20 protein-coding genes are annotated in these 24,668 nt (G+C 69.7%); 13 read left to right on the forward strand and 7 right to left on the reverse strand.

Annotated elements, in window-relative coordinates; all coding sequences use genetic code 11:
• The first annotated feature begins 146 nt into the window (after positions 1 to 146).
• From LCN96_RS01860 to LCN96_RS01890, 6 genes are all read left to right on the forward strand, one after another.
• Positions 147 to 659, forward strand: a complete 513-nt coding sequence (locus LCN96_RS01860; protein ID WP_225270857.1) for a type II secretion system F family protein — start codon at positions 147 to 149, stop codon at positions 657 to 659.
• Positions 660 to 943: 284 nt separating this feature from the next.
• Positions 944 to 1,954 carry an aminoglycoside phosphotransferase family protein gene (locus LCN96_RS01865; protein ID WP_225270858.1) on the forward strand — a complete coding sequence of 337 codons (1,011 nt, stop codon included), beginning with the start codon at positions 944 to 946 and terminating at the stop codon, positions 1,952 to 1,954.
• 613 nt (positions 1,955 to 2,567) lie between these two features.
• A complete protein-coding gene (locus LCN96_RS57055; RefSeq protein WP_311132186.1) occupies positions 2,568 to 3,143 on the forward strand; it encodes a DUF4244 domain-containing protein in 576 nt (191 codons plus the stop codon).
• Positions 3,144 to 3,199: 56 nt separating this feature from the next.
• A complete protein-coding gene (locus tag LCN96_RS01880; protein ID WP_225270859.1) occupies positions 3,200 to 3,520 on the forward strand; it encodes a TadE family type IV pilus minor pilin in 321 nt (106 codons plus the stop codon).
• 44 nt (positions 3,521 to 3,564) lie between these two features.
• On the forward strand, positions 3,565 to 3,948 hold the full coding sequence (locus tag LCN96_RS01885) for an Rv3654c family TadE-like protein (RefSeq protein ID WP_225270860.1): 384 nt from the start codon (positions 3,565 to 3,567) through the stop codon (positions 3,946 to 3,948).
• Between the two features lie 775 nt (positions 3,949 to 4,723).
• The gene (locus LCN96_RS01890) at positions 4,724 to 6,754 is read left to right on the forward strand and encodes a hypothetical protein (protein WP_225270861.1); all 2,031 of its coding nucleotides are present in this window, start codon (positions 4,724 to 4,726) and stop codon (positions 6,752 to 6,754) included.
• Between the two features lie 318 nt (positions 6,755 to 7,072).
• Here the strand turns inward: LCN96_RS01890 and LCN96_RS01895 are convergent, their stop codons facing one another.
• The gene (locus LCN96_RS01895; RefSeq protein WP_263657427.1) at positions 7,073 to 9,394 is read right to left on the reverse strand and encodes a DEAD/DEAH box helicase; all 2,322 of its coding nucleotides are present in this window, start codon (positions 9,392 to 9,394) and stop codon (positions 7,073 to 7,075) included.
• A 409-nt stretch (positions 9,395 to 9,803) separates the two neighbouring features.
• Here LCN96_RS01895 and LCN96_RS01900 point away from each other — a divergent pair, with 409 nt between their 5' ends.
• The 4 genes from LCN96_RS01900 (at position 9,804) to LCN96_RS01915 (ending at position 14,896) form a co-directional block, all read left to right on the forward strand.
• Positions 9,804 to 10,154, forward strand: a complete 351-nt coding sequence (locus LCN96_RS01900) for an STAS domain-containing protein (protein ID WP_043629845.1) — start codon at positions 9,804 to 9,806, stop codon at positions 10,152 to 10,154.
• A 1-nt stretch (position 10,155) separates the two neighbouring features.
• Positions 10,156 to 10,575: an ATP-binding protein gene (locus tag LCN96_RS01905; RefSeq protein ID WP_225270863.1), complete on the forward strand. Its 420-nt coding sequence runs from the start codon at positions 10,156 to 10,158 to the stop codon at positions 10,573 to 10,575.
• A gap of 1,279 nt (positions 10,576 to 11,854) precedes the next feature.
• A complete protein-coding gene (locus LCN96_RS01910; RefSeq protein ID WP_225270864.1) occupies positions 11,855 to 14,176 on the forward strand; it encodes a sodium-translocating pyrophosphatase in 2,322 nt (773 codons plus the stop codon).
• 252 nt (positions 14,177 to 14,428) lie between these two features.
• Positions 14,429 to 14,896, forward strand: a complete 468-nt coding sequence (locus LCN96_RS01915) for a SixA phosphatase family protein (RefSeq protein WP_225270865.1) — start codon at positions 14,429 to 14,431, stop codon at positions 14,894 to 14,896.
• Here LCN96_RS01915 and serB read toward each other — a convergent pair.
• The 4 genes from serB to LCN96_RS01935 form a co-directional block, all read right to left on the reverse strand.
• A complete protein-coding gene (gene serB / locus LCN96_RS01920) occupies positions 14,883 to 16,103 on the reverse strand; it encodes a phosphoserine phosphatase SerB (protein ID WP_225270866.1) in 1,221 nt (406 codons plus the stop codon). The two genes, LCN96_RS01915 and serB, sit on opposite strands and share 14 nt — an antisense overlap.
• A 79-nt stretch (positions 16,104 to 16,182) precedes the next feature.
• Entirely contained in the window at positions 16,183 to 16,710 is a 528-nt protein-coding gene (locus LCN96_RS01925) for a DUF11 domain-containing protein (RefSeq protein ID WP_225270867.1), read from the reverse strand.
• Positions 16,711 to 16,809: 99 nt separating this feature from the next.
• Entirely contained in the window at positions 16,810 to 17,817 is a 1,008-nt protein-coding gene (locus tag LCN96_RS01930) for an S-adenosylmethionine:tRNA ribosyltransferase-isomerase (protein WP_225270868.1), read from the reverse strand.
• Entirely contained in the window at positions 17,814 to 18,470 is a 657-nt protein-coding gene (locus tag LCN96_RS01935) for an SDR family oxidoreductase (protein ID WP_225270869.1), read from the reverse strand. The genes LCN96_RS01930 and LCN96_RS01935 overlap by 4 nt, the downstream gene beginning before the upstream one ends.
• Positions 18,471 to 18,563: 93 nt before the next feature.
• Between LCN96_RS01935 and LCN96_RS01940 the strand changes: the two genes are divergently transcribed.
• Positions 18,564 to 19,679, forward strand: coding sequence for a GAF domain-containing sensor histidine kinase (locus tag LCN96_RS01940; RefSeq protein ID WP_225270870.1), 1,116 nt, complete (start codon positions 18,564 to 18,566; stop codon positions 19,677 to 19,679).
• The gene (locus LCN96_RS01945; protein WP_311132188.1) at positions 19,676 to 20,299 is read left to right on the forward strand and encodes a response regulator; all 624 of its coding nucleotides are present in this window, start codon (positions 19,676 to 19,678) and stop codon (positions 20,297 to 20,299) included. The genes LCN96_RS01940 and LCN96_RS01945 overlap by 4 nt, the downstream gene beginning before the upstream one ends.
• Positions 20,300 to 20,308: 9 nt before the next feature.
• Here the strand turns inward: LCN96_RS01945 and LCN96_RS01950 are convergent, their stop codons facing one another.
• Positions 20,309 to 20,959 (reverse strand): cytochrome c oxidase assembly factor 1 family protein, encoded by a 651-nt coding sequence (locus tag LCN96_RS01950; protein ID WP_225270871.1) that lies wholly within the window; start codon positions 20,957 to 20,959, stop codon positions 20,309 to 20,311.
• A gap of 170 nt (positions 20,960 to 21,129) precedes the next feature.
• On the opposite strand from LCN96_RS01950, the gene LCN96_RS01955 reads away from it, so the two are divergent.
• A complete protein-coding gene (locus LCN96_RS01955) occupies positions 21,130 to 23,952 on the forward strand; it encodes a serine/threonine-protein kinase (protein ID WP_225270872.1) in 2,823 nt (940 codons plus the stop codon).
• Here LCN96_RS01955 and LCN96_RS01960 read toward each other — a convergent pair.
• Positions 23,939 to 24,655: a hypothetical protein gene (locus LCN96_RS01960; protein WP_225270873.1), complete on the reverse strand. Its 717-nt coding sequence runs from the start codon at positions 24,653 to 24,655 to the stop codon at positions 23,939 to 23,941. The two genes, LCN96_RS01955 and LCN96_RS01960, sit on opposite strands and share 14 nt — an antisense overlap.
• Between the last annotated feature and the right edge of the window lie 13 nt (positions 24,656 to 24,668).

A 24,668-nucleotide genomic window follows, 5' to 3' on the forward strand; every position in this document is an offset into this window, starting at 1 on the left:
TCGGTCCCCTCAACGTCCCCACTTGGCATTCCCCGGACCCTCCTCACTCCTCCCACCGCCTCACCCGCAGAACAACCCTCACCGCCACCTGCGCCGCCCTGCTCTCCGCACTCCTGATAGGCGGCATCCCAGGAGCCTTCGCAGGCATGCTCATCGCCCCCGCGACAGCCCTCTATCTCCACAGGAAAGAGCGACAACAACCCCACCCCGACCACCGCCGAATCGCCACCGACCTGCCCTTCGCCGCCGACCTGATGACCGCCTGCCTACGCGCAGGCAGACCAGTGAGCGCAGCCACCGAAATCACCGCGAACGCGATAGCCGGCCCCGTAGGCGAGCGCCTCACCTGGGTCAGCACCCAACTACGCCTCGGCGCCGACCCGGACCCCACCTGGGCCTCCCTCGCCAAGGACCCCGCCATGGGCCAACTGTCCCGAGCCATGAGCCGAGCAGCTCAAAGCGGCGCCCCGGTCGCCGACGTCCTCACCCGCCTGGCCGACGACGCCAGAGACGCTGCCAGAGCCGAGTCCGTCGCCGCGGCCAGAAGCGTCGGCGTCAAGGCGGTCGCTCCCTTGGGCTTGTGCTTCCTCCCGGCATTCGTCCTGCTCGGCATCATCCCGGTAGTAGCCGGTCTGGCCTCAGCCATCGTCATCCCCTGACCACTCGCCCCGGCCCACCCCAACCCCAACACCTCAAGTCATGATCTTCACCATAGATCGCCACATCGCGGATCGCCGCTCTCGTCCCGCTGCGCCGACCACCACTCAGACGTCACACTGTTGTCCGCGGTCATCGCCGTTCTCTTCCTCGGAACCGTTGCTGCGGGGGATCATGCGATGACCGTCCCATTTCCGCCTGCCCAAACCCGCACACCACTCCCCGGGATGCAGCGGACGCCGCACCCGCACCGCTGGCCTTCCCGGCGGAAAGGTGGCTGTCGGGCTTGGTCTTCGACGCGATGCACGGCGAAAGCGACCGCAGTGACGAGTCGGCGGGTGTACGGCCTGATGAGCATTGGCCACAGTGTCGTCATGGGCGCGGAAGCTCCTGGCCGCCGATGGTTTCGGGCGTCACGAAGGCTTCACCGGGTGCGATCGTCCACCAAAATGGCGGGATGCCCCAACCAGTCCCCGCCAACCTGCTGGAGATCGCTGAAGCGCTCGTCCCCGACGCCCCTCTTGCCTCCGCACGTCTTGCCGAGCACGGGAACATGCACCACGTCGTGTTGTTCCCCGCCGTCGCCGCCGTCCGTATCAGCAAGCGCTCCGATGCCGCCGCCGAGTTGCCGCGCCGGATGGAGATTCTTCGCGCCGTTGCGGCGGCCGGCCTGCCTTTCGCCGTGCCGGAGCCGCTGACTGCGGTGGCCACGTTCGGAGAGCATGCGGCCGTCGCGATCTCGTGGATCGACGGGGAGGGGCTACCGGAAGGAGTCGGAGACCCGGCGGCGTTCGGCTCGCTCTTGGAGGCACTGCGCGGGGCCGAGATCTCGCCGGCGCTCGACGCCGTTCTCCGCAGGCCGCGCCGGCATGCCGATGGCTTGGGCTGGGCCGACATCCTGAATGACGAGATCGTCCCGCGCCTGCCGACGAAGTGGCGTGACGGAGTCCGGCAGCGACTGGACTCGCTGCTGGCGATCGAGGAGGTCCCGGCCAGCCTTGTCCACGGCGACCTCGGCGGGAGCAACGTCCACTTCGCCGAGGACGGCAAGCTTATCGGCGTCGTCGACTGGGACATGGCGATCCTGTCCGATCCGGCGATCGACGCGGCGCTCGTCGCGACCTGGCACGGCTGGGACGTCCTCCGCGCCACCGACGAGGAGATCTCCCGACGCGCCTGGGCCTGGAACGACGCGGTCGGGGTCGGGCACCTGCACGCGGTGTTCACCGGCGAACCCTTGTCGCGTGTCGACGGTTTCGTCCGTTCCGTCGTCGCGTGGTTGGAGGAGCGCGGCTGACGCACTCCTCCTGCTCGGCCCAGGAGACGGCTTGCCGACAGAGGGAACGGACGACACCACGCGCGAGAAACCGGAACCGACTCCTACTGGTTTGCCCGCACCCCCTCGCACCAGGCCGGCGTCGCCGGATGACAGGCCCCCAGTCGTACGACGACGCACCGCGAGCAATGATCACCGGCCGCTCAGCCGACGCCGCCTATTCCATGTCAAACGGCTCATCGCTCCACCGGAACCAGGCTCGATCGTCTTGGACATGCAGCAGGAACTCAGCGACCGGCCCGCGTGGTGAGACCAGACTGACGGCCCCCGTCACCTGGTCATATGCCGTCTCCCATGCCTCAGGGTCCTCGTCGTCCTGTTCCAAGAGCTCCAGCTCCCGATCGAAGAGCGGCTTCACCTTGGCGAACGCGGGCCCGGCGACGAAGCGGCCGTTGACCCCTCCCCCTGTGCATCGGCGCGGTGCCCGCCGCTCTCCCGACTCCCATCCACAAGACATCCACCACCCCCTCGGCCTTATCCACAGAACCCCATTCGGCCCACATCCCCGCGCCCCGCCTCCGCCACTCTTGAACTCCCGCCGGACAAACCCCGGCTCCCAACCCCTGGAGGCAAGATGCACAGTCCCGCCACCAAGCCAGACGACATCGCAGCCACCCACGTGCATGCGGCCACCACCACACCAGCCACTCATCCGGGCCGCCAGCTCATCCGCAGCCCTACAGCCGCCGCAGCACCCCCCTCGACACCCCAGCAGCACTCTCGCGGCGCAGTCGGCCTCACAACCGATCTCACCGCCAACTCCGCAGCAGACCTCACCATCACCGCAGCCATCCCCTTGAGCCGCCGCAGCATCGCAACGAATCAACCCACCCACGAGTCCTTCACCACCGCCCCCGCCGATCACCAAGAGGGCCCTACCGCCCAAGCCCCCGCGAACGCCGATGAGTCATCGCTCCCCTCCCCACGTGCCAACCCGCACCGCATAAGCAGCTCTCGCCCGCGAACGAACAAGTGGCTCCACTACGCGAACATCCACCGCGAGCACGGCATGTCCACCGCCGAGTACGCAGTAGGAACCATCGCGGCCTGCGCTTTCGCCGCGCTGCTCTACAAGGTCGTGAGCAGCCCGGAAGTCCAGGAAATGCTGACCTCACTCATTGACCGAGCGCTCAAAACCGGGCAGGAGTGACGCCGCGCCGCACGCGGACCTCCAGGAGCATCAAGCGGTCTGCATCGCGGGGCTCGGTGACGGCCGAGACCGCCGCGATGCTGCCCGCCCTCATGGTGGTGCTGGCGGCGGCCCTGTGGGCCATCCAGGCCGTCGCCGTCCAACTCGAATGCGTGGACGCCGCCCGCATGGCGGCTCGCGCCGCAGCCAGAGGCGAGCCCCTGGACCAGGTCCGCGCCTTCACCCAGGCAGCCACCACCCCGACCGCCCAAGTAGCCATTACTCGAGATCCCGAACTCACAAAGGTGCAGATCATCGTGGAAGTACGCCCTTCCTGGGGCAACTCCCTACCCGCAGTCCGCGTATCGGCCACCGCCACGGCAGCCACCGAGCAGTGACACCACGCCACCCCAGCGATCAGCCAACGGACACCCGTCCCCTCGTGGGCCGACGCCAGGAGAAAAGGATCACAGCCAAAGATCGCGGTTCGGCCACCCTGTGGGGTGTGGCGCTCATGGGGCTGCTGATGGCGGTGGCGATCGCGCTCGCCACAGTGGGTTCCGTTCGCGTGGCCCATCACCGGGCCAACAGCGCCGCCGACCTCAGCGCTCTAGCAGCAGCCAAACTAGCGCTGAGCGACCCGGAAGGAGCCTGCGCCAAAGCTGCCGAACTGGCTGCAGAAAACGGCGTCGAGCTCGTGAACTGCCACATAACTGACGACATCGCCGATATCTGGACCGCACTACCCATCTCGCTGCCGTTATTAGGCCGTCGCACCGTGCAAGGCAGATCCCGCGCCGGCCCCACGGCATCCACCTTCGACTGACGGGATCAACCCGCGGCTCACGAAATCAACTCGCGGCTCACTAAGCGGACCATCGCAAGATCACTTGTCAGCTCATGGGATCGCCCGTCGGGTGGTGAGCTGGCGGACTCCTGCTGACCGGCCTGAGCGCCTGCGGCGAGCCAGGCTCGGACAGTAGGCGTGAGCTCAGCTTGCCGAGCGGCAGCAGCCGGGAGAGAAGGCAGTTGTAAGGGCGGGCGTTCATGGGGCGATTGAGGACTGAGAGGCAAGGTCGCAATCAAGTCACGACTTCTTAGACGTGGTGTCCAAGAGTCGGATGTCTCCCGTAAGGTTCCGCTTACCCTCGGTCCATGCCGTATGCGTCAAGGAGCCTGGGAGAGCAGGAGCGCAGTCGCTAGGGTGCGGGTCCCGGGGACGGTCGGTGACCGTGCCGACCGGGCGCACTGCACTTCCGGTCGTCGCATGAACGCCCTGAGGGTGCTCAGGCGGCGCGAGGCTCTCGATGGAGGGAAGCGTCGTGGCGGTAGTCGGCAGAGTTGTAGCCGCAGGGATGATCGTTGCCGGATCCATCGCGCTCGGCGGCACCGCCCAGGCGTCCGCGGTAGCGGAACAGACCGACTCGGTAGCTCACAATGCCGACTCAGTAGCTCAGAAACCCGGCTCGGTAGCTCAGAGAGCCGGCTCAGTAGCGGAACACGGCGCCTCCTCCGGGCAGATCACCTCGCCCTCCGACGGCGCGGTGATCTCGGGCTCGTCCGTGACGGTCTCCGCACGTACGGGGCTCATGCAGCTGAGGATGGGGCTGTACGTCGACGGGCCGTCCACGCCCAGCCAGAAGATCGCCTCCGGTGGCGCCAACCAGACGCTGTCCGGGACGTTCGACGCAGGCAGTGCCCCCAACGGGACCTTCACCGTGACCCTCAAGGGAGAGATCACCGGCAACAGGTACGCGACCAGCACGTTCAAGCTGCGCCGGCCGGCTGAAGTGCCAGGGGGCGTGAACGCGAGCAGGCAGGGCACCGGCAAGGTTCTCGTGACGTGGAGCAGGGGATCCGAGCCGGACCTGCAGTCCTACGAGGTCTCCAACACCCAGTCGGGCGTCGTCGGGCGGCTGTCCGCAGACAGCGCGTGCGCGGGTTCCTCGTGCAAGGCGGTGCTGGCGGTGCCGTCCAAGGCGGTAGGACAGCGGGTGGGGTTCTCGGTCAAGGCGTTCAGAGGGGATGGGGACGGCGGTTCTGTCGGGTCGGGCGACTCGGCGGCGGCGTACGTCACCTTCCCCGCCCCGCCCGCTGCCCAGCCGACGAAGAAGGCCGCTGACAGCGCTCAGACGCCGAAGAACAGGGACGCTCAGGGCGTCGATCCCCTGCCGACCCTGCCTGCCAAGAAGCCGCAGGCCGTTCCTTCCGCCAAACCGACCACCAAGCCGACCAGTCGCCCACGCAAGCCGACGACCACGAAGCTGCCCGACATACCCGACACCGACCCGAGCGGTAACCTTCCCCTCCCCACTGCTGACGAGCAGGGGCAGAACGACGGTCTGGTGCCGGCCGATGCGAAGGACGGCGCCGACGAGGCTCCCGTGCGGAGCGATGCGGTGCAGGCTCAGTCGAGCGAGTCGTCGATCGGGAACATCGGCCAGTACGGCCTTTACGTTGCGGGAGGCATCCTCCTGCTGCTGATCGGTGCCCACGCGGGCGCTTGGGCCAGGCGACGTGCGCTGGCCGCTGGAACGGGTGGAGGTGGTCCCGCTCCGACGGTATCGGCCGACACCGGTACGCATTCCGCTGCGGTGGCACAGGTACCCAGCACGCATGCCGGGCCGCAGGTCAGGCAGGAGGATGGCAGCACTTCACCCGCCACGGCGGCAGCGACTCGTCGGCCCGCCGTCATCCTGGCCGTCGCCAAGACCCGTGTGCCTGAGCAGCCTTCTCGGCCTTCGCAGGCTCCCGGGACGGGGATCGAGCGGCCACTCGGCGTCCGGGACCAGCAGCTCAGTCGTGAGGTGGGATCGTCGCCGGATGGCCGGAGTCGGCGGCCTGGTGAGGGAGGGCTGGGCTTGCCGCCGCGTGTTGCCGCTGACGAGGAGTCGTCGTCACGTGGTGGTGTCGCGGGCGAGGAGTCGTCGCCGCGCTGTGCTGCCCGTGGCCAGGAGTCGTCGCCGCGCTGTGCTGCCCGTGGCCAGGAGTCGCCGCCGCATGCTGCGGCTGGGGTGCCGCCGTACGGTGCCGGGGTGCCGCCGTATGGCGCTGCTCCTGGGCGGCAGGAGCTGCCCGAGTTCGGTCGGGCGCCAGAGTTGGATCGGGCGGGCGGGCAGGTGTCTGCGCCAGGTCGCGTGCGTGGGGAGACGCCTGCGCCAGGTCGCGTGCGTGAGGAGATGCCTGCGCCAGGTCGCGTGCGTGGGGAGATGCCTGCGCCCGGTCAAGGGCGTGAGGTGGCGTCCGCGTCCGGTCGGGTGCATGGTGAGGTCGCCGGCGGTACGTTGCAGGACTGTGGCGCCGCTGGTGATGAGTTGGGCGGCGCTCGGGGACGGCAGGAGGAGCGGAAGGGGCAGCAGGGGCCGCTGCACATAGCCCTGCCGAGTTCGGCGGTCACGGATGTGCCTGAGCCTGCCGTGCCGACCGTGGTTCCCGCCGTACGGCTTGAGGAGCGTTGGGACGATTACCTGCCGCCGTCGCCGAGGTCGATGGAGGACAGCGGGTTCTGGGAGCGTCCACAGCCGGGAGCTGATGACTTCTGGGCCGCTGATCAGGAGGGGGAGCGCAGTGGCAACGGGAAGGGAGATGAGTGGATTTATTCGGGGCGTCGGCACAGAGGCGGTGAAAGTTAGGGAGGTGCCGGCGAGTGCCCTGGTGTCCGGCTGCTCTAGACGGTCAGGCCTTCATTTCATCGCATGCGGCAAGTGATCCCGCTTGATCTCCTGTGCGCGCTAAGACCGAATTTCGGCATGGGTCTCATAAATCCGTTGCGCGCTTTCGGTGTGGGGTGTAGCTGGAGGTCCGGGGGTGTATGTGCCGGGGGTTGATGCGGCTGTATGGGCAGCTTGCGGGTGTTTGGGTATGGCTCTTTCCGATTACTTTCCATGGTTTGATGCTGCTGTTGGGAAATTGCTCAGGTGTGCTGCTGATCTGCTTGTGGCGAAATGAAATCATGGCGATTCGAGTAGCAGTGTGTTGAGGAGCCGGATAGCTCCTCGTTTGTCCAAGGGCTCGTTGCCGTTGCCGCATTTCGGGGATTGGATGCAGGACGGGCAGCCTCGTTCGCATTCGCAGGACGTGATCGCTTCGCGGGTGGCCGTCAGCCAGTCGATGGCGCGGGCGTAGCCGCGTTCGGCGAAGCCGGCGCCGCCCTCGTGGCCGTCGTACACGAAGACCGTGAGCAGGCCCGTGTCGGCGTGCAGCTCCGTGGAGACGCCGCCGATGTCCCAGCGGTCGCAGGTGGCGAAGAGGGGGAGCAGGCCGATCGAGGCGTGTTCGGCGGCGTGGGCGGCTCCGCCGAGGTCGATGCCGGCTTCCGCGAGAGGCGCTACGGCGGAGGCGGGGAGCGTCCACCAGACGGCGCGGGTGCGGAGGGTGCGGGGTGGCAGCTCTAGGGGCTCGTCGCCGAGCATCTCGCCGGATTGCAGGCGTCGCTTGAGGTAGGAGACGACCTGGCGGGTGACTTCCACCTCGCCGAAGTGCAGGGTTCCTGGGCCGAGAGATTGGGAGCGTTCGGTGGAGAGGATGGAGATGTCGGTGACGTCGCGGGCGAACGTGGAGTAGTCCGGGTTGGCGCTGGTGACCAGGGCGACGCCGGCGTCCAGGTCCAGGAGCTCCACGAGGAAGGTCTCGCCCTGGTGCAGGTAGACCGCGCCGGTGTGGACCGTCGTGTGGGCCGAGGGCTCGTCCACGCTGCCCAGGAGGCGGCCGGTGGAGGCTTCCACGACCTGGATGGGGCTGCCTCCGCCGCCTCGGATGTCGGCGAGGTCGGTGGCGCGTTCGCGCCTGGTCCAGAACCAGCCGGCCGGGCGCCTTCTGAGCAGGCCCTGCTCAACGAGGTCGGCGAGCACGTTCGAGGTGGTGGGGCCGAAGATCGGCAGGTCGTCCTCGGTCAGCGGGATCTCAGCGGCGGCGGCGCAGAGGTGAGGGCCTAGGACGTACGGGTTGCCCGGGTCCAGGACGATCGCCTCCACGGGCTGGCCGAACAGGGCGTCGGGGTGGTGGACGAGGTAGGTGTCCAGCGGGTCGTCCCTGGCGATCAGTACGGCGAGCGCATCCTGGCCGTCGCGGCCCGCGCGGCCCGCCTGCTGCCAGAGGGAGGCGCGGGTGCCAGGCCAGCCTGTGATCAGTACGGCGTCGAGGCCGGAGACGTCGACGCCGAGCTCCAGGGCGTTCGTGGTGGCCAGGCCCATGATCGTGCCGGCGCGGAGTGCCTTTTCGAGGAGTCTGCGGTCCTCGGCGAGGTAGCCGGCCCGGTAGGCGGCGATCTTGTTGGGGAGCTCGGCCAGGTCTGGGTCGGGGGGCTCGGGCAGGGCCCAGGTTAGTGGGCCATGGGGGGATCCCGGTGCTGTCGGCTCCGTGGTCTCGGGGTGGTGCTCGGAGGGCGTGCCAGGAGGGCCCGAGAGGGTCATGGGAGCGGGGGGAGGAGGAGCGTCGATCCGGGGCTGGGAGGGGTTGGAGGGAGCTGTGGGAGTGGCAGGGGAGCCCGAGGGAGCGGGGAAGGTGGAGGGGGTGACAGGGAAGGGGGGCGAGATGGAGAAGGCGACGTCGGCGAGTTTGGCGCGGGCCGACAGGGCGACGGTTTCGGCGCCGCGGCGGGAGCGGACGAAGGCGAGGGTGCGTACGTCGGCCAGAACGAGGTCCGCCAGGAGGTCGGCCGCCTCCGCCGTGGCCGTCCGCCGCACAGGAGCCCCTCCCTCGCCCCGGAGCTCCGTCAGGGGCGGCTCCCACAACGCGATGGTGGTGGAGCCCTTGGGGGAGGCGTCCACCGTCACCTCGTCCATCTCAAGCCCCGTCAGCCTCGTCGCGAACACGCCCGGCTCGCTGGCCGTCGCCGAGGCGAGCACGAACGTGGGCCGGGAGTTGTAGCGGGCGCAGGCGCGGCGCAGGCGGCGCAGGATCTGGGCGACGTGCGAGCCGAAGACGCCGCGGTAGCCGTGACACTCGTCCACGACGACCATGCGCAGCCGGCGGAAGAACGACGACCACTGCGCGTGCCGGGGCAGGATGCTGCGGTGGAGCATGTCGGGGTTCGTCAGGACGTAGTTGGCGTGCTGGCGGACCCAGGTGCGCTCCTCGAACGGCGTGTCGCCGTCGAAGCAGGCCGCGCGGAGCTGGGTGATGCGCAGCTCGCGCAGGCCGCGGAGCTGGTCGGCGGCCAGCGCCTTGGTCGGCGTCAGGTAGAGGACCGTGCCGCCGCCGAGACACGAGGCGATCGCCGGGGTGAGGTACGCCAGGGACTTGCCGGAGGCCGTGCCTGTAGAGATGATCACGTTTCGGCCACGGTGTGCCAGGTCCGCGGCTTCGTACTGGTGAGGCCAGAGTCCTGTCACCCCGCGGTTCGCCAAGCGCGTAACAAGTACTTCAGGCGTCCACTCGGGCCAACGGACTTGACCCGCCTGACGTGCTGGAACATGCTCCACATGGGTGACACGCTCGTGACGTGCGGGAACGCCAAGCAGGTGGTGGAGGAGTGGACCTGCCTGTTGTGGGGAGGATCCGGAGGAAGTCACTGTTTCCAGTCTTGCATCGATGGGCAAAGTCGCCGGGAATCGTGATTTCGTATAGACACAAGCCAGGCGCGTGGTTGAATGCCGCGCGTCAGGGTCGGACAGTCTGGGGCCACGCTCCAGATTGCCAGGCCCGCAAGAGTACTTTCGCAGGCGAGGCGCTGGAGGATCTGTGGATCTGAAGTTGGATCACCGCACCGAAGACCGACTCACCATCGTGGAGGTCGAGGGTGAGATCGATGTCTACACGGCGCCGAGATTGCGTGAGCTCCTCATCGACCTGGTCAACAAGGGCAACTTCCACCTTCTTGTGAACATGGAGAAGGTCGACTTCCTCGACTCCACGGGCCTCGGTGTCCTGGTCGGGGGGCTCAAGCGGGTACGTGCGCACGACGGCTCCCTCGAGCTCGTCTGCACGCAGGAGCGCATCCTCAAGATCTTCCGGATCACCGGGCTGACCAAGGTCTTCGGGATCTACGCTTCGGTCGACGAGGCCAAGGAAGCTCACGGCAAAGACAAGTAGCATGGCTACCGTCGAGCTGACGTTCAGCGCCCTCCCCGCGCATGTGCGCACCGCCCGGCTGGTGGCGACGGCGATCGCTCGCCGCACCGGTGTGGAGGAGTCCCTGCTGGACGAGGTCCGGCTCGCCGTGGGTGAGGCGTGCTCCCGGGCAGTGGAGGCACATCGCGCTCACTGTCCGGGCGAGCCCATCCGCATCGAGCTGCGTGACGACTCCGGGCGCTTCGAAGTCACGGTCAGCGACCAAGCCCCCAGCGAGGAGATCAAGCAGGAGCGGCCGCTTGATCTCGGCATGCTGTCCGATTCGTTCATGTCGAACTTCGGGCTTGCGGTCATCGAGGGTTTGGCTGATGACGTGGAAGTGTTTCCCAGCCCCAAGGGGACGAACATCCGGATGAGCTGGCCTGCCGCTGTGGGGGTCTGACCACGGGCTCCAGTCGGGGGCCGGGCATGGTGGGTTGATGTCCGGCTTCGGGGTCGGCCTGCTTTCGGGTCGGCCCGAATGTGGGGGCGGGGTCTGAGCGGCTCCAGGGCTTTCCGGGCTGGTGGACTGTCTGGGGTGGAGTCGGTGGGCTCGAGGGGCGGTTTCTGGCTGGTCTCTGAGGTCGGCGTCGTCCGCGTGGGTGCCGGGCCGCCTTTCGGGGTGGGCGCCTTTTCGCACGGGAAGGGTGTCCGGCCGGGCGGGTGGTTGGGCGTCGAGTGCCGTACCTGAGGCAGTTTGCGCTGCGCTCTTCAGGCCCAGGCGCATAACGCGAATTAAATTGGTCTTCACTGCTTGGTAATTGTTGGGTCATGCTCGCTGCGATTTCGCTGCCATGGCGTCAAGTGAAGTTCGCATGCGAGAATTTCGGGACCAACCCGGTTCTTGGGGCTCGTTGTGAGGCGTTGGCCGCGGGAACGGTGAACTGTGGGGATGTGGGCGGTGGAGGCGCGCCGCTCTGTGGGTCTGCGCCTTAGGGGCTCGCGTTGGGGAACCGCGTTCACGGCTCGCGCTGCGGCGGCTTCTGCGGTGCGGGCTTGCGTTGCGGAGACGCGCGCTGTGAGGGCTCGCGTTGCGGAGACGCGCGCTGTGAGGGCTCGCGTTGTGCAAGCTTGCGCCGGGAATCCTGTTGCGAGGATGTGCGCTGTGGAGAACCGCGCTGCGGGGCCTCTCGGTGCGGAGGCTTGTGCTGCGCAGGGCTCGCGCGCCGCCGAGCTCGTGCCGCGAGGCCGCACGGCGGCCGTCCGCCGCTGAGGACGTTCCCGCCGCAGGAGGGCTGATGCGGAGGAGGGGCTTGCGCCGGAGCGGGGGCTCTCGCCGCAGGAGTCCTTGCGCCACAGAAGGGCGTACGCCGTGGAAACTGGCGCCGCGAGGGCCTACGCCGCCAAGACCTGCACCCCCTACCCCCACACCCCCAACCATCCCCCTTTTCGGTCCGACCGATAACCCACCTTGCAGTGGCCGTAAACAAAGGGAAATTCCCCCTGTCAGATACCAAACCACCTCCCTGGCAGGGGATTACTAGACACTCGCACAATTACCGGCCGCGAGAGCCTTCATATCCGCCGAGTGCCTGCGTAGACTCCCGGCACCGGCCAAGGTGATCCAGAGCAACGCGGATTCAACCGGAAGCGGCACCCACAACCCGGATGGTGCCGCAACACCCGCCGAGGAAAACTGCAGCACCGCCCGGGCAGGACGACCGGTCTTGCCGAGGAGAACGATGAGCAGGCACATGCTGGCAGCGGAGCCAGCGTCCAATCTGGCCCTGAGCGGAAACAATCTCACCATCGTGATCGTGGTCGCCGCGGTCGCACTCATAGCGCTGGCCGTCGCAGGCGGGCTGGTGCGCGAAGTGCTGTCCGCCGGCCAGGGCACCGAACGCATGCAGAACATCGCGCGCGCCGTGCAAGAGGGCGCCGCCGCCTACCTCACGCGTCAGTTCCGCACGTTGGCGATCTTCGTCGTCGTGATTCCCTTCCTGTTGCTGCTGCTACCCGCCGAAACCGACGTACGGATCGGGCGCTCGATCTTCTTCGTCGTCGGTGCGGTCTTCTCCGCGCTGACCGGATTCATGGGCATGTGGCTGGCCGTGCGCGGGAACGTCCGCGTCGCCGCCGCGGCCAGGGACGGCGGGGAGAAGCGCGCGATGCGCATCGCGTTCCGCACCGGCGGCGTGGCGGGCATGTTCACCGTGGGCCTCGGCCTGCTCGGAGCGGCCGTGGTGGTGTTCATCTACCAGGGCAACGCGCCGGGCGTGCTCGAAGGCTTCGGTTTCGGCGCGGCGCTGCTGGCGATGTTCATGCGAGTCGGCGGCGGCATCTTCACCAAGGCCGCCGACGTGGGCGCCGACCTCGTCGGCAAGGTCGAGCAGGGCATCCCTGAGGACGACCCGCGCAACGCCGCCACCATCGCCGACAACGTGGGCGACAACGTCGGTGACTGCGCCGGCATGGCGGCCGACCTGTTCGAGTCGTACGCGGTCATGCTCGTGGCGAGCCTCATCCTGGGCCGGGCGGCCTTCGGCGAGGAGGGGCTGGTCTTCCCCCTCATCGTCCCGATGATCGGCGTCCTCACGGCGATCATCGGCATCTTCGTCACCAGGCTGCGCGACCGCGACCGCAACGGCATGGCCGCGATCAACCGCAGCTTCTTCATCTCGGCCGGCATCTCGGCGGTGCTGGTGACGGGGGCCGCCTTCTGGTACCTGCCGAGCAGCTTCAGCGAGCTGACCGGCTCCACCATCACGAACTTCGACGGCGACCCGCGGCTCATCGCCATCGGCGCGGTCCTCATCGGCCTGGTGCTGGCCAGCGCCATCCAGCTGCTCACCGGCTACTTCACCGAGACCAACCGCCGCCCCGTCAAGGAGATCGGCGAGAGCTCGGTGACGGGCCCCGCCACCGTCATCCTGGCCGGCATCAGCGTCGGCCTGGAGTCGGCGGTCTACTCGGCGCTGATCATCGGCGGCGCGGTCTACGGCGCGTTCCTGCTCGGGTTCGGGAACGTGACGATCGCGCTGTTCGCCGTGGCCCTGGCCGGCACCGGCCTGCTGACCACGGTCGGCGTCATCGTCTCCATGGACACCTTCGGCCCCGTCTCCGACAACGCCCAGGGCATCGCGGAGATGTCCGGCGACGTCGAGGGCGAGGGCGCCCGCGTGCTGACCAGCCTCGACGCCGTGGGCAACACCACGAAGGCCATCACCAAGGGCATCGCCATCGCCACGGCCGTGCTGGCGGCCACGGCGCTGTTCGGCGCGTTCCGTACGGCGGTGGAGGAGGGGCTGGCGACCGCCTCGCCGGCGATCAAGAGCGCGCTGGGCAGCTTCTCCACCTTCTCGCTCAGCATCGACCAGCCGAACGTCCTGGTCGGCCTGATCATCGGCGCCGCGGTCGTGTTCCTGTTCTCCGGCCTGGCGATCATGGCGGTCGGGCGGGCCGCGATGCGGGTGGTCTTCGAGGTACGCGACCAGTTCCGCAACAAGCCCGGCATCATGGACGGCACCGAGAAGCCCGAGTACGGCCGCGTCGTGGACATCTGCACCCGCGACTCGCTGCGTGAGCTGGCCACGCCGGGTCTGCTGGCGGTCATGACGCCGATCGCGGTCGGGTTCGCGCTGGGGTACGCGCCGCTGGGCGCGTTCCTGGCCGGCGCCATCGCCTGCGGCACCCTGATGGCCGTCTTCCTGGCCAACTCGGGCGGCGCCTGGGACAACGCCAAGAAGCTCGTCGAGGACGGTCACCACGGCGGCAAGGGCTCCGAGGCGCACGCCGCCACGGTCATCGGCGACACGGTCGGCGACCCGTTCAAGGACACCGCCGGCCCTGCCATCAACCCGCTGATCAAGGTGATGAACCTGGTGGCGCTGCTGGTGGCGCCCGCGGTGGTGCTGTACGCGGCCAACCCGGCCGTGCGCATCGGCGTCACGGTGGTGGCGGTGGCCGTGGTGGTCGGCGCGATCATCGTCTCCAAGCGGCGTTCGGTGACCAGTGAGCCGGAGGCCAGCAACAACAACCGTGAGCACGAGCCCGTGGCGTCGTAGCAGGTGTGAGGTCGTTGCAGGTATGAGGTCGAGCGCGCCCGTTTCCCGCAGAGGCGGGGGACGGGCGCGTTCGCGTGCGGGAAGAGGGCACCTCTCGCGGCACCCGCTCCCCCCGATGGGAAACTGGGCGCGTGAACGATGAGAACCGGCCCAGCGGCGGCAAGACCCTGGGCCTGATCCTGCTGGCGATGATCGGCATCCTCGCAGTGATCATCGCGCTGTCCGTCTGGGCCTCGAGGACGGGATGACTCCGTGCGTACCTTGATCGTGTTGCGCCACGCGAAAGCCGCCCAGGTGCCCGGCCTGGCCGACCGCGAGCGACCCCTGACGGACCGGGGCGAGCGGGACGCCAAGCGGGTGGGCGAGGAGATCAGCGCGATGGGCCTGGAGCCCGACGTGGTGCTCTGCTCCCCGGCGGTCAGGACCAGGCGCACGGCCGAGCTGGCCTTCCCCGAGGTGGAGATCAGCTACGAGCGCGACATCTACGAGGCCTACCCGGAGGAGCTCCTGGAGCTGGTCCGGCGCACCGACCCCGGCCTGGGCACCGTGGTGCTGTGCGGGCACAACCCGGGCGTGCACGAGCTCGCGCTGAGCCTGGCCGGGGGCGACTACGTGTTCAGGCCGGGGGCGTTCGCGGTCGTCGGGGTGGAGTCCTCGTGGGAGGAGCTCTGGCCGGGGCAGGGGCGCCTGGTCACCAGGTGGGACCCTAAAGAACCGTGAGCACGTTGTCCTCTGCGTCCGCGGCCTCCACCTCGTCCCGTGAGATCCCCAGCAGGTAGAGGATCGAGTCGAGGTAGGGCGTGTTGACCGCGGTGTCGGCCGCCTGCCGCACCACGGGCTTGGCGTTGAACGCGATCCCCAGCCCGGCGGCGGCGATCATGTCGAGGTCGTTGGCGCCGTCGCCGATGGCGACGGTCTGGGAGATCGGCAGCTTGGCCGCGCGGGCGAAGCGCTCCAGCGCCCTGGCCTTGCCGGGACGGTCGACGATCTCCCCGACGACGCGCCCGGTGAGGTGGCCGTCGACGACTTCGAGGACGTTCGCGGCGGAGTAGTCGATGCCCAGCTCCTCGACCAGCCCGTCGGTGATCTGGGTGAAGCCGCCGCTGACGATGGCGAAGCGGTAGTCGAGCCGTTTGAGCGTGCGCACCAGCGTACGGGCGCCCGGGGTGAGCACGACCTCCTTGCGCACGTGCTCGAACACCTCGGCGGGCAGCCCTTCGAGCAGCGCCACCCGGCGGCGCAGCGACTCGGCGAAGTCCAGCTCGCCGCGCATGGCCTCCTCGGTGACCCGGGCGACCTCCTCCAGGCAGCCGGCGTGCGCCGCGAGCAGCTCGATGACCTCGCCCTGGATGAGGGTCGAGTCGACGTCCATGACGATCAGGCGCTTGGCCCGGCGCGACAGGCCGGTGCGCTGCACGGCCACGTCGACTTCCTGCGCGGCGGCCTCGGCGGCCAGCTCGACGCGCAGCGCGTCGGGGTCGGCGCCGGAGACGGACAGCTCGATGCAGGTGACGGGCCACTGGGCGAGGCGCTCGATGCGGTCGATGTTGGCGCCGGCGGCGGCGATGCGGCCGGCGATGCCCGCGATGGCGGCGGGCTGCAGGGTGGCGCCGAGCACGCTGACCGACAGGCGGCCGCGGCGACGCTGCTCCTTGGCCTGCGATCCGGTGGAGAGCTCCACCTCCATGCCGAGGTCCTCGGCCACGCGTTCGACGGCGGTCCACATGGCACCGAGGGTGGTGCCGGTGCCGGTCGAGGGGCCGCCCGCGTACGCGACGAGCACGCCGAGGGTGAGCCTGCCTCGGATGACGACCTGCTCGATGTCGGCGACCGTCACCGGAAAGCGCGACAGGACGGAGAAAAGACGCGAGGTGACGCCCGGGCGGTCAGGGCCGGTCAGTGTGATCAGGAGGGTGCGCTGGTCCACATCCAGCCACGGTACTGCGCCCGGTCCGATGCTCGCGAAGCAGGTGCGGCATTCGGGCCCGGGCGCGGCGCGTGAGACCTTAGCGGACGACCTTGGTCTTGACGGTCTTCGCGAAGGCGTACTCGGGGATGCCGAGCCGGTCCAGCTCCTCCTTGCTCATGTTCTCCATGCCCTGGTCGACGTTGTAGGTGACGACGCCGAGGGTCGCGGTCTGGGTGCCCTTGGCCTTCTTGGTGACCTTGGCCTCGAACCTCATGGTGATGGCCTCGTCCACCTCCACGACCCTGGGCAGGACGCAGTAGAAGGCCCGTCCGTCGAGCGCGCACTGCGTGCCCTTCTCGGCCCAGTACTCGATCCGGCGCAGGTCGACGCCCTTGGGGAACTGGCCGCCGACAAACCACGAGTCCGCGTAGTGCGGGCCCTTATTGGTGGCCTTGATGGTGTACGTGATCTCTCCGCCAGGCTTGACGGTCTTGCTGGCCTTCACCTTCACGTCGAAGGAGGAGTACGGCTCGGCGGCGGTGGTGGCCGAGGCCGGAGTGGCCGAGAGGAGCAGGGCGCCCGCGGCAATTGCCAGCGCAGCGCCCTTGAGCAGGGAGTTTCGCATTCACGTCTCCGTTACGAAGGGACACGGGGACGTCACATAACCAGGCCCCCGTAAATGTCGGCTTTTCCTATCACGAACCTAAAATCTTCGTAAAGTCTATTACTTCAGAATCAGGTGCGTGTCGCCGAACTCGTGCCACAGATATCCCTTTCGCAACGCTTCCTCGTACGCCCGCGCCAGCGCCGCCTCCCCCGCGATCGCGGTCAGCATGAGCAGGTGACTGGAACGCGGCTCGTGCAACCCGGTGATCAACCCGGTGACAGCCCGCACCCCGACCTCGGGCGTGACGATGTGCCCCGTCCAGCCGGCCGACGCGGTGACGTGCCCGTCGGCGTCCGCGGCCGACTCCAGCGCCCGCACCACCGTGGTGCCCGCCGCCACCACGCGCCCGCCGTTCTGCCTGGTGAGGTTCACCAGCGCGGCCGTGGCCGCCGGCACCTCGTACCGTTCCGCGTAGGGCGGCTCGTCCTTCTCCGTCGAGGCCACGCCCGTGTGCAGGGTGATCGGCGCGATGCCGATCCCGCGCGCCACCAGGGCCGTCACCAGCTCGACGGTGAACGGCCGCGCCGCGCTCGGCATCTCCGCGCTCCCCGGCACGGTCGCGAACACGGTCTGGTACGCCTCGATCGGCCAGTCCCGCTCCACGTACGAGTAGCGGATCGGCACCCCGTGCACCCGCAGGTACGCCTCCACGTCCCGGTCGAGCACCGCCCGCCACAGGCGCGGCGTCTCCCGCCCGACCAGCCGCAACGTGGCCCGCCCCGGCATCGGCAACCACTCGCCGGCCTCGCCCCCGCCGTACGGCTCCGACCCCTTGGCGGTACGGCGGCGCAGCTCGACCAGCCACGTGCCGTCCGGCCTGACGGTCGAGAAGTGCACGGCCAGGCGGTCCAGCCGGACGGCGGCGGGCAGCGTCGCCGAGTTGTTCACCACGATCAGGTCGCCGGGGTCCAGCAGGCCGGGCAGGTCGCTGAAGCGGTGGTGGGACGGATCCCGGTCGCCGCGCGAGACCATCAGGCGCACCGCGTCCCTGGCCATGCCCTTGGCCTCGGGCGGCTCGTGCGCCGACAGGCCGGGCGGCAGTGAGAAGTCCAGTGCGGCGGTCATTGCAGGCTCACCTTCCCGCTCGCCGGGCGGGAGCCGATCAGGTCGTGCAGGGCCACCGCGACCTTGGCGGGGTCCGTGGCGGCCGCGGCCTCCTCGGCGCCCACGGCGTCGGCGAGCATGCGGGTGTTCATCTCGCCGGGGTCCACCCACCAGACCCGCAGGCCGGGTTCCTCGGCGGACAGCACGTTGGAGAGCTGTTCCAGCGCGGCCTTGGTGGCGCCGTAGCCGCCCCAGCCCTCGTACGCGCCGGTCGCGGCGTCGGAGGTGATGTTCACGATCGAGCCGCGCGACGCGCGCAGCGCCGGCAGCGTGGCCTGGACGAGGGCGAGCGGAGCCGTCACGTTCGTCTCCAGCAGCGCCCTGAACGCGTCCAGCGGATAGCCCGCCAGCGGTGGCAGCGGCGTCACGCCCAGGTCGCTGGCGTTGTTGACCAGCAGGTCCAGCTCGGGCGCCGCCTCGGCCAGCCGCCGCACGTGCGCGGGGTCGGTCACGTCGCCGGGGATCGCGGTCGCGCCCAGCTCGTCGGCGGCCCGCCGCAGGTCGGAGGAGCCGCGGGCGGTGAGCACGAGGTTCCAGCCCGCGCCCGCCAGCGACCTGGCCAGGGCGAGCCCGAGTCCGCGGGAGGCGCCGGTGATAATCGCGGTGTTCGTCATGTCTTCGACGGTAGGAACGCCACGCGCGCGGGACATCGGGCGCAAGGCCGTCGCGGCCTGGGCCCATCGTCCTAGGACCATAGAGTGGGGGCCGTGACCTCCGACCGAGACGAGATCCTGCAGGCGGTGAGCTCCGCGGTGCTCGCGGTCACCCGCCACCTGTCGGTCCGCGAGGTGCTGCAGGTCATCGTACGCTCCGCGCAGCGGCTGCTCGACGCCCGCTACGCCGCGCTCGGCGTGCCCGACGAGGACGGTTCGTTCGCCGAGTTCGTCGCCGAGGGCCTGACCGACAAGCAGTGGGACGCGATCGGGCCGCTGCCCAGGCAGCACGGCATGCTCGGCGCGATGCTGCGCGACGGCACCCCGGTGCGGCTGCCCGACCTGCGCGAGGACGAGCGGTTCGAGTGGTGGCCGAAGGCGCACCCGGTGATGAAGGACTTCCTCGGGGTGCCGATCCGCGACGGCGAGCGGGTGCTCGGCATCATCTTCCTGGCCAACAAGCGCGCCGGCGGCGGCTTCACCCAGGAGGACCAGGAGCTGCTCACGCTGTTCGCCGCGCACGCCGCGATCGCGCTGATCAACGCCAGGCTGTACGAGCGCGGGCGCGAGCTGGCCATGGTCGAGGAGCGCAACCGGATGGCCAGGGAGCTGCACGACGCGGTCACCCAGAAGCTGTTCTCGCTGCGCCTGTCCGCGCAGGCCGCCGGCGCCATGCTGGACAAGGCCCCCGACAAGGCCGCCGCCGAGCTCGAACGCGTCCAGCGGCTGGCCGGCGAGGCCCTGTCCGAGCTGCGGGCGGTGATCGTCGAGCTGCGACCGGCCGAGCTCGACCGGCACGGGCTGTCCGAGACGCTGCGCAAGCACGTGCGCCTGCTCGACCGGCTGCATCCGGTCGCGGTCGCGTTCGAGTGCGGTGAGCTGCCGCCGCTCGACTCGGCGGTCGAGGTGGCGGTGCTGCGGGTGGCGCAGGAGGCGCTGCACAACGCGCTGCGGCACTCGGGGGCCGAGACGGTGACCGTGCGGCTGTCGTACGCCGACGGCAGGCTGGAGCTGGTGGTGCGTGACGACGGGAGCGGGTTCGAGCAGGCGGAGTCGCGCGGGCTCGGGCTCGCCTCGATGCGCGACAGGGCCGAGGCGATGGGCGGCGAGCTGTCGGTGGAGTCGGTGCCCGGCGCAGGCACCACCGTACGCGTGGAGGTGAGCGTGTGATCCGGGTGCTGATCGCCGACGACCATCCGGTCGTGCGGCAGGGGCTGCGGACGTTCCTCGACCTGCAGGACGACATCACGGTCGTCGGCGAGGCGGCCGACGGGGCGCAGGCCGTCGAGCTGGTCGGGGAGCTGGCGCCCGACGTGCTGCTGCTCGACCTGAAGATGCCCGTCATGGACGGGCTCGGCGCGCTCGAACGCCTGTCGGGCACCGGCACCAGGATCGTGGTGCTGACCTCGGTGAGCGACCCCTCCGACGTGGGGCCCGCGATGCGGGCGGGCGCCGCCGGGTTCCTCTACAAGGACGTCGATCCGCCCGCGCTCGTCCAGGCCGTCCGCGCCGTGCACGGCGGCCAGGTGCTGCTGGCCCCGGAGGCGGCGGAGGCGATGCTGGCCACGGCGGCGGCGCAGGCGGCCGTCCCGGCGCCGGTGCCGCTGACCGAGCGCGAGCGCGAGGTGCTCGCGCTGATCGCGGCGGGCCGCTCCAACCGGGAGATCGCGCGCAGCCTGGCCGTCGCGGAGAAGACGGTCAAGACGCACGTCTCGAACGTGCTGATGAAGCTGGGTGTCCAGGACCGCACCCAGGCCGCGCTGTACGCGGTACGGCACGGCCTGGGCTGAAGGGTGCTCTTAGGTGTCCTTCTTCTTGTTCGATTCCTCGTGGCTGGCGGGCGGGTTGTAGTCCTTGACCGGAGGCGGCGGCGTCCAGCTCCTGCCCGGGTTGCGCGGCGGGGTGACGATCTTCGTCTTGACCGTCTTGAGGTCGTAGTGGTGCTTGATGCCCAGGCGCTTGAGCTCGGCCTCGCTCATGTTCTCCATGCCCTGGTCGACGTCGAACGAGATCACGCCGAGCCGGGCGGTGGCCGTGCCCTTGGTGCCGCTCTTGAGCGTGACCTGGAAGTTCAGCCAGTCGGTCTTGCCCTTCATCAGCGCCAGCGGGCCCCAGCACCAGAACCACTGGCCCTCCCACTCGCACTTGGTGCCCTTGGGGCCGCCCCAGCGCAGGGTGGGCTTGACGCCCTTGGGCACCTGGCCGCCGATGTAGTAATAGTCGGCGTAGTGCGGGCCGAGGTTCTTGGCCCGGAGGTAATAAGTGATCTTTCCGCCGCGTTTGGTGCTCTTGTTGTACTTCACGGAGATCTTGAAGTTCGAGTACGGCGCGACGGTGATGCCGGCGGTGCGGGCCACGGTGACCGGGGTCGCGGCGCTCGCCTGGCCGGGAACGGCCAGGGGCACGGCGGCCAGTCCACCGGCTAAGAACAGGCTGAAGCTTCTGCGCATGTGACGGCTCCCCGTACGGTGCTGGAAATCCCCGATCTTCTCCATGATTATTGCGTAGGGCAAATTCTTCGCAAAGAGCGATGATCTTTCGTGACCTGGGATGGCTTGCGGGGTTCTCCGTACGTTCATCACGCTTGTGATCGGGGGTCAAGCACAAGGGGGAGGACCAGGTGCCTGAAACGCACCCCTTACAGTCCGGTGATCCGGTCACGCTGGGCAGCTACCGGTTACTCGGGCGCCTGGGCAAGGGTGCGCAGGGAATCGTCTACAAGGCCGAGTCGCCCGACGGGCGGCTGGTGGCGATCAAGCTGCTGAACACCCGGCTCGACAAGCCGGGCCTGGACTCCGAACGCTTCCTGCGCGAGGTGGCCGCCGCGCGCCGGGTCGCCCAGTTCTGTACGGCGCAGGTGCTCGGGGCGCACATGGACGGGGAGCAGCCGTACATCGTCAGCGAGCTGGTGGACGGGGTGTCGCTGCAGGTGGTGGTGCAGCGGGAGGGGCCTCGCCAGGGCGGCGCCCTCTACCGCCTGGCCGTCGGCACGGTGACCGCGCTGGCCGCCATCCATCGGGCGGGGATCGTGCACCGGGACTTCAAGCCGAGCAACGTGCTGCTCGGGACCGACGGGCCTCGGGTGATCGACTTCGGCATCGCGCGGGCGCTCGACTCGGCGATGACGATCAGCAGCGGGGTGGTGGGAACACCCGCTTACATGTCGCCTGAGCAGATCTCGGGTGAGCGGGTGGGGCCTGCCAGCGATCTGTTCAGCTGGGCTTTGACGATGATGTACGCGGCTACGGGGCGGCCCGCGTTCGGGCAGGACAGTTTGCCGGCGGTGATTTATCGGGTGATGAATGAGGAGCCCGATCTTTCGGTGGTGCCGGATGAGCTGCGGGGGGTTGTGCAGGCCTGTCTGCTGAAGCGGGCGGAGGATCGGCCTTCTGCGGCTGAGGTGTTGTTCTCGTTGCTGGAGAACCAGGGGGAGAGGGCGGGGGCGGATGATGAGGGGGCGTTGACCACCGGGTCGCAGGTCGCCGCTGAGCAGGGTCGTTCTTCTGGTTCTGGTGGTGGGGTGCGGGCTGAGCTTGGTGATGGGCCTGGGCCTGGGCCTGGGATCGGGGCTGGGGCTGGGGCTGGGGCTGGGGGTGCTGCGGCGGGAGGTGGCTGGGCTGCGCCGGACAGCCGCCCGTCCTGGTCCGCGCCCGCCGCCTCCGACTGGGTCAGCCCGACCGGGTGGGTCAGCCCGTCGGGGGAGGGCTACCCGCCGCCCCCAGGGCCGTCTGCCGGGCCGCCGCCCGCTCTGGGGCCGCCCGCGGGAGCGCCGTCTGCTGGGACGCCCGCCGCGCACGTGCCTCGTCCGCCCGCGCGGGCAGCGATCGCTGGGCATTTGCCTGACGCGCCGCAGGGCGGTCGAGGGCCCATGCCCGCCCAGGCGCCCGCGCAGAGCCAACCGCCCGTGCCGGGTCAGGCGCCTGTGCAGGGGCGGTCAGCCGCGCAAGGCCGAGCGCCCGCGAGCGCGCAGGCGCCGCACGCGGGGCAGGCGCCCGGCCTCACGCCGCCGGGCGGGCGAGCACCAGGGCGCGTGCCCATGGGCGGGCAGGGGGCTGGGCCCGGGGTGCCGGTTCGGGGTGCGGCGTATGAGCAGCGGGGTGACGGGAACGACGCGTTCTTCAGGCACGCCTCCGCCGAGGAGAAGCCCGACGAGGTGCGGGCGAGGCGGAAGCGGGCGGTGCTGGTGTCGGTGACGCTGGTGGCCGCGCTGACCCTCGCGGGCGGCGTCCTGTACTTCGGCCCGAGCCTGTTCGGCGACGGCGGGACGGTGGCCCAGGCGACCACGCCCGCCACCGCCACCGCACAGACCACGGCACAGACGACGGCACAGACGACGGCGGACACGACGGCACCTCCGACCCCGGCGCGGAGCCAGACCATCCCCACGCCGACGCAGGTGACCCCGACCTCGCCCCCGACCCCGCCCCCGAGCGCCACCCCGACCACGACCGCGGCGCCCGCCGAGGTGGGGCAGGCGACGGTGCCCGTGCTGGGCAAGCAGGACGGCAAGTCGCTCAAGGGCCACACCAGAGGCGTCCAGACGCTGTCAGCCGTCCGCACCGGCGACAAGACCTGGCTGGTCACGGGCGGCCAGGACGGCCGGGTGCGATTGTGGGACCTGGCGGGGCACAAGTCGCTGGCCACGATGAAGGGCCACAGCGAGGAGGTGTACGCGGTCGCCTGCGTGATGATGGGCAAGACCCCCATGGCCGTCTCCGGCGGCTACGACGGCAGCGTCCGCCTGTGGAACCTCAAGACCCGCAAGGGCAAGGTGCTCGGCTGGCACGGCGACGCGGTGTACGCGGTGGCGCTGACGAAGGTCAAGGGCAGGTACGTGGCGGTGACGGGCGACGCCAACGGCTACCTGAAGTTCTGGGACCTGAGCAAGCGCAAGGCGACGGGCAAGATGATCAGAGCCCACCGCAAGCCGGTGAACTGGCTCAGCGCCACCCACCTCGGCGACCGCGCGGTGGCGGTCTCCGCGAGTGAGGACGAGACGCTGCGCCTGTGGGATCTGTCCTCGCGCAAGCAGTACGGCAAGACGTACAAGGGCCACTCGAAGGGCGTGTACGCGGTGGCGGTGTCGAAGGTGGACGGCAAGACGGTCGTGGCCTCGGGCGGTAAAGACGGAAAAATCCGGATCTGGGATGCGAAGAGCGGCAAGACGATCGGCACCATGTCGGGCCACAAGAAGATCGTCTACTCGCTGTCCTTCGGCACTCTGAACGACAGGACCGTCCTGCTGTCGGGCGGCACCGACGGCACGATGCGCCTCTGGGACCCGGAGACCCGCAAGGCACTCGGCAAGCCGGTCAAGGCGCACAAGAGCGGCGTGTACGCCGTCGGCATCGTCCCCGTGGAGGAGGGGATGTCCATCGTCTCGGCCGGCAAGGACAAGCTGGTGCGGGTGTGGAAGGCCGGGGACGAGGCTATTGGTTCCTGACGGGCTCGAAGATCGCGTGGTGCGCCGCCACGAGCGCGCGGCGTACCGCACGGTCGAGCTCGCGCAGCGCGGCGCCGCGTGCGGCGACCTGCCCGGAGGTGAGCCCCCGCTCGTCGGCCAGGCGCAGCACCGCCGCCAGCCGCGTGGCCAGGGTGGAGACGCGGTGCGCGCGGCCGGGGTAGCCGGGCGCCAGCTCGCCGCCGCGGCCGAGCCGGTCGGGGCGGTCCTGCACGGGGCCGTCGACGGAGGTCAGGGCCTCGGTGGCGGAGCGCATCGCGTCGGACAGCTCCCGCTCCGCCTCGGCCAGCGACGGCAGGTCATGGCGTACGGGCCCGGCGTCGTGCACCTCCAGCCGTACCCCGACATAGGACGACCCGCGCCGGTCGGGCAGGGGCACGAGGCCGAGGTTGCGGTCGGCGAGCACGGCGATGGCCGCCTGGCCGGCGTCGACGGCGGCGGAGTTGAACGACGGCGGGCCGGACAGCCCGAGCGGGTCTCCGGGCGCGGGCAGGGCCAGCCGCAGCTCGCTCAGGCCCTCGGCGCGCAGGTTTGCGAGGTATTTACGCAGGGGCACGTCACCCGCGACGGCGGGCCCGCCGACGGCTTCCACGTGGTCAGCCGCCTCGTCGAGCCCCACGTGACCGGACAGCCACGCGTTGCCCCAGGCGACCAGGGACGGACAGACAGGCGATTCAGGGCGCACCGATCCACGATAA

The sequence above is a fragment of the Nonomuraea gerenzanensis genome (assembly GCF_020215645.1).
Taxonomy (GTDB): Bacteria; Actinomycetota; Actinomycetes; order Streptosporangiales; family Streptosporangiaceae; genus Nonomuraea; species Nonomuraea gerenzanensis.

Excerpts from the sequence above, each read along its gene's own strand:
- LCN96_RS01860 (WP_225270857.1), top strand. The coding sequence starts at position 147 with ATGCTCATCGCCCCCGCGACAGCCCTCTATCTCCACAGGAAAGAGCGA.
- LCN96_RS57055 (WP_311132186.1), top strand. The coding sequence starts at position 2,568 with ATGCACAGTCCCGCCACCAAGCCAGACGACATCGCAGCCACCCACGTG.
- LCN96_RS01890 (WP_225270861.1), top strand. The coding sequence starts at position 4,724 with ATGGGGCTGTACGTCGACGGGCCGTCCACGCCCAGCCAGAAGATCGCC.
- LCN96_RS01905 (WP_225270863.1), top strand. The coding sequence starts at position 10,156 with ATGGCTACCGTCGAGCTGACGTTCAGCGCCCTCCCCGCGCATGTGCGC.
- LCN96_RS01910 (WP_225270864.1), top strand. The coding sequence starts at position 11,855 with ATGAGCAGGCACATGCTGGCAGCGGAGCCAGCGTCCAATCTGGCCCTG.
- LCN96_RS01925 (WP_225270867.1), bottom strand. The coding sequence starts at position 16,710 with ATGCGAAACTCCCTGCTCAAGGGCGCTGCGCTGGCAATTGCCGCGGGC.
- LCN96_RS01930 (WP_225270868.1), bottom strand. The coding sequence starts at position 17,817 with ATGACCGCCGCACTGGACTTCTCACTGCCGCCCGGCCTGTCGGCGCAC.
- LCN96_RS01935 (WP_225270869.1), bottom strand. The coding sequence starts at position 18,470 with ATGACGAACACCGCGATTATCACCGGCGCCTCCCGCGGACTCGGGCTC.
- LCN96_RS01950 (WP_225270871.1), bottom strand. The coding sequence starts at position 20,959 with ATGCGCAGAAGCTTCAGCCTGTTCTTAGCCGGTGGACTGGCCGCCGTG.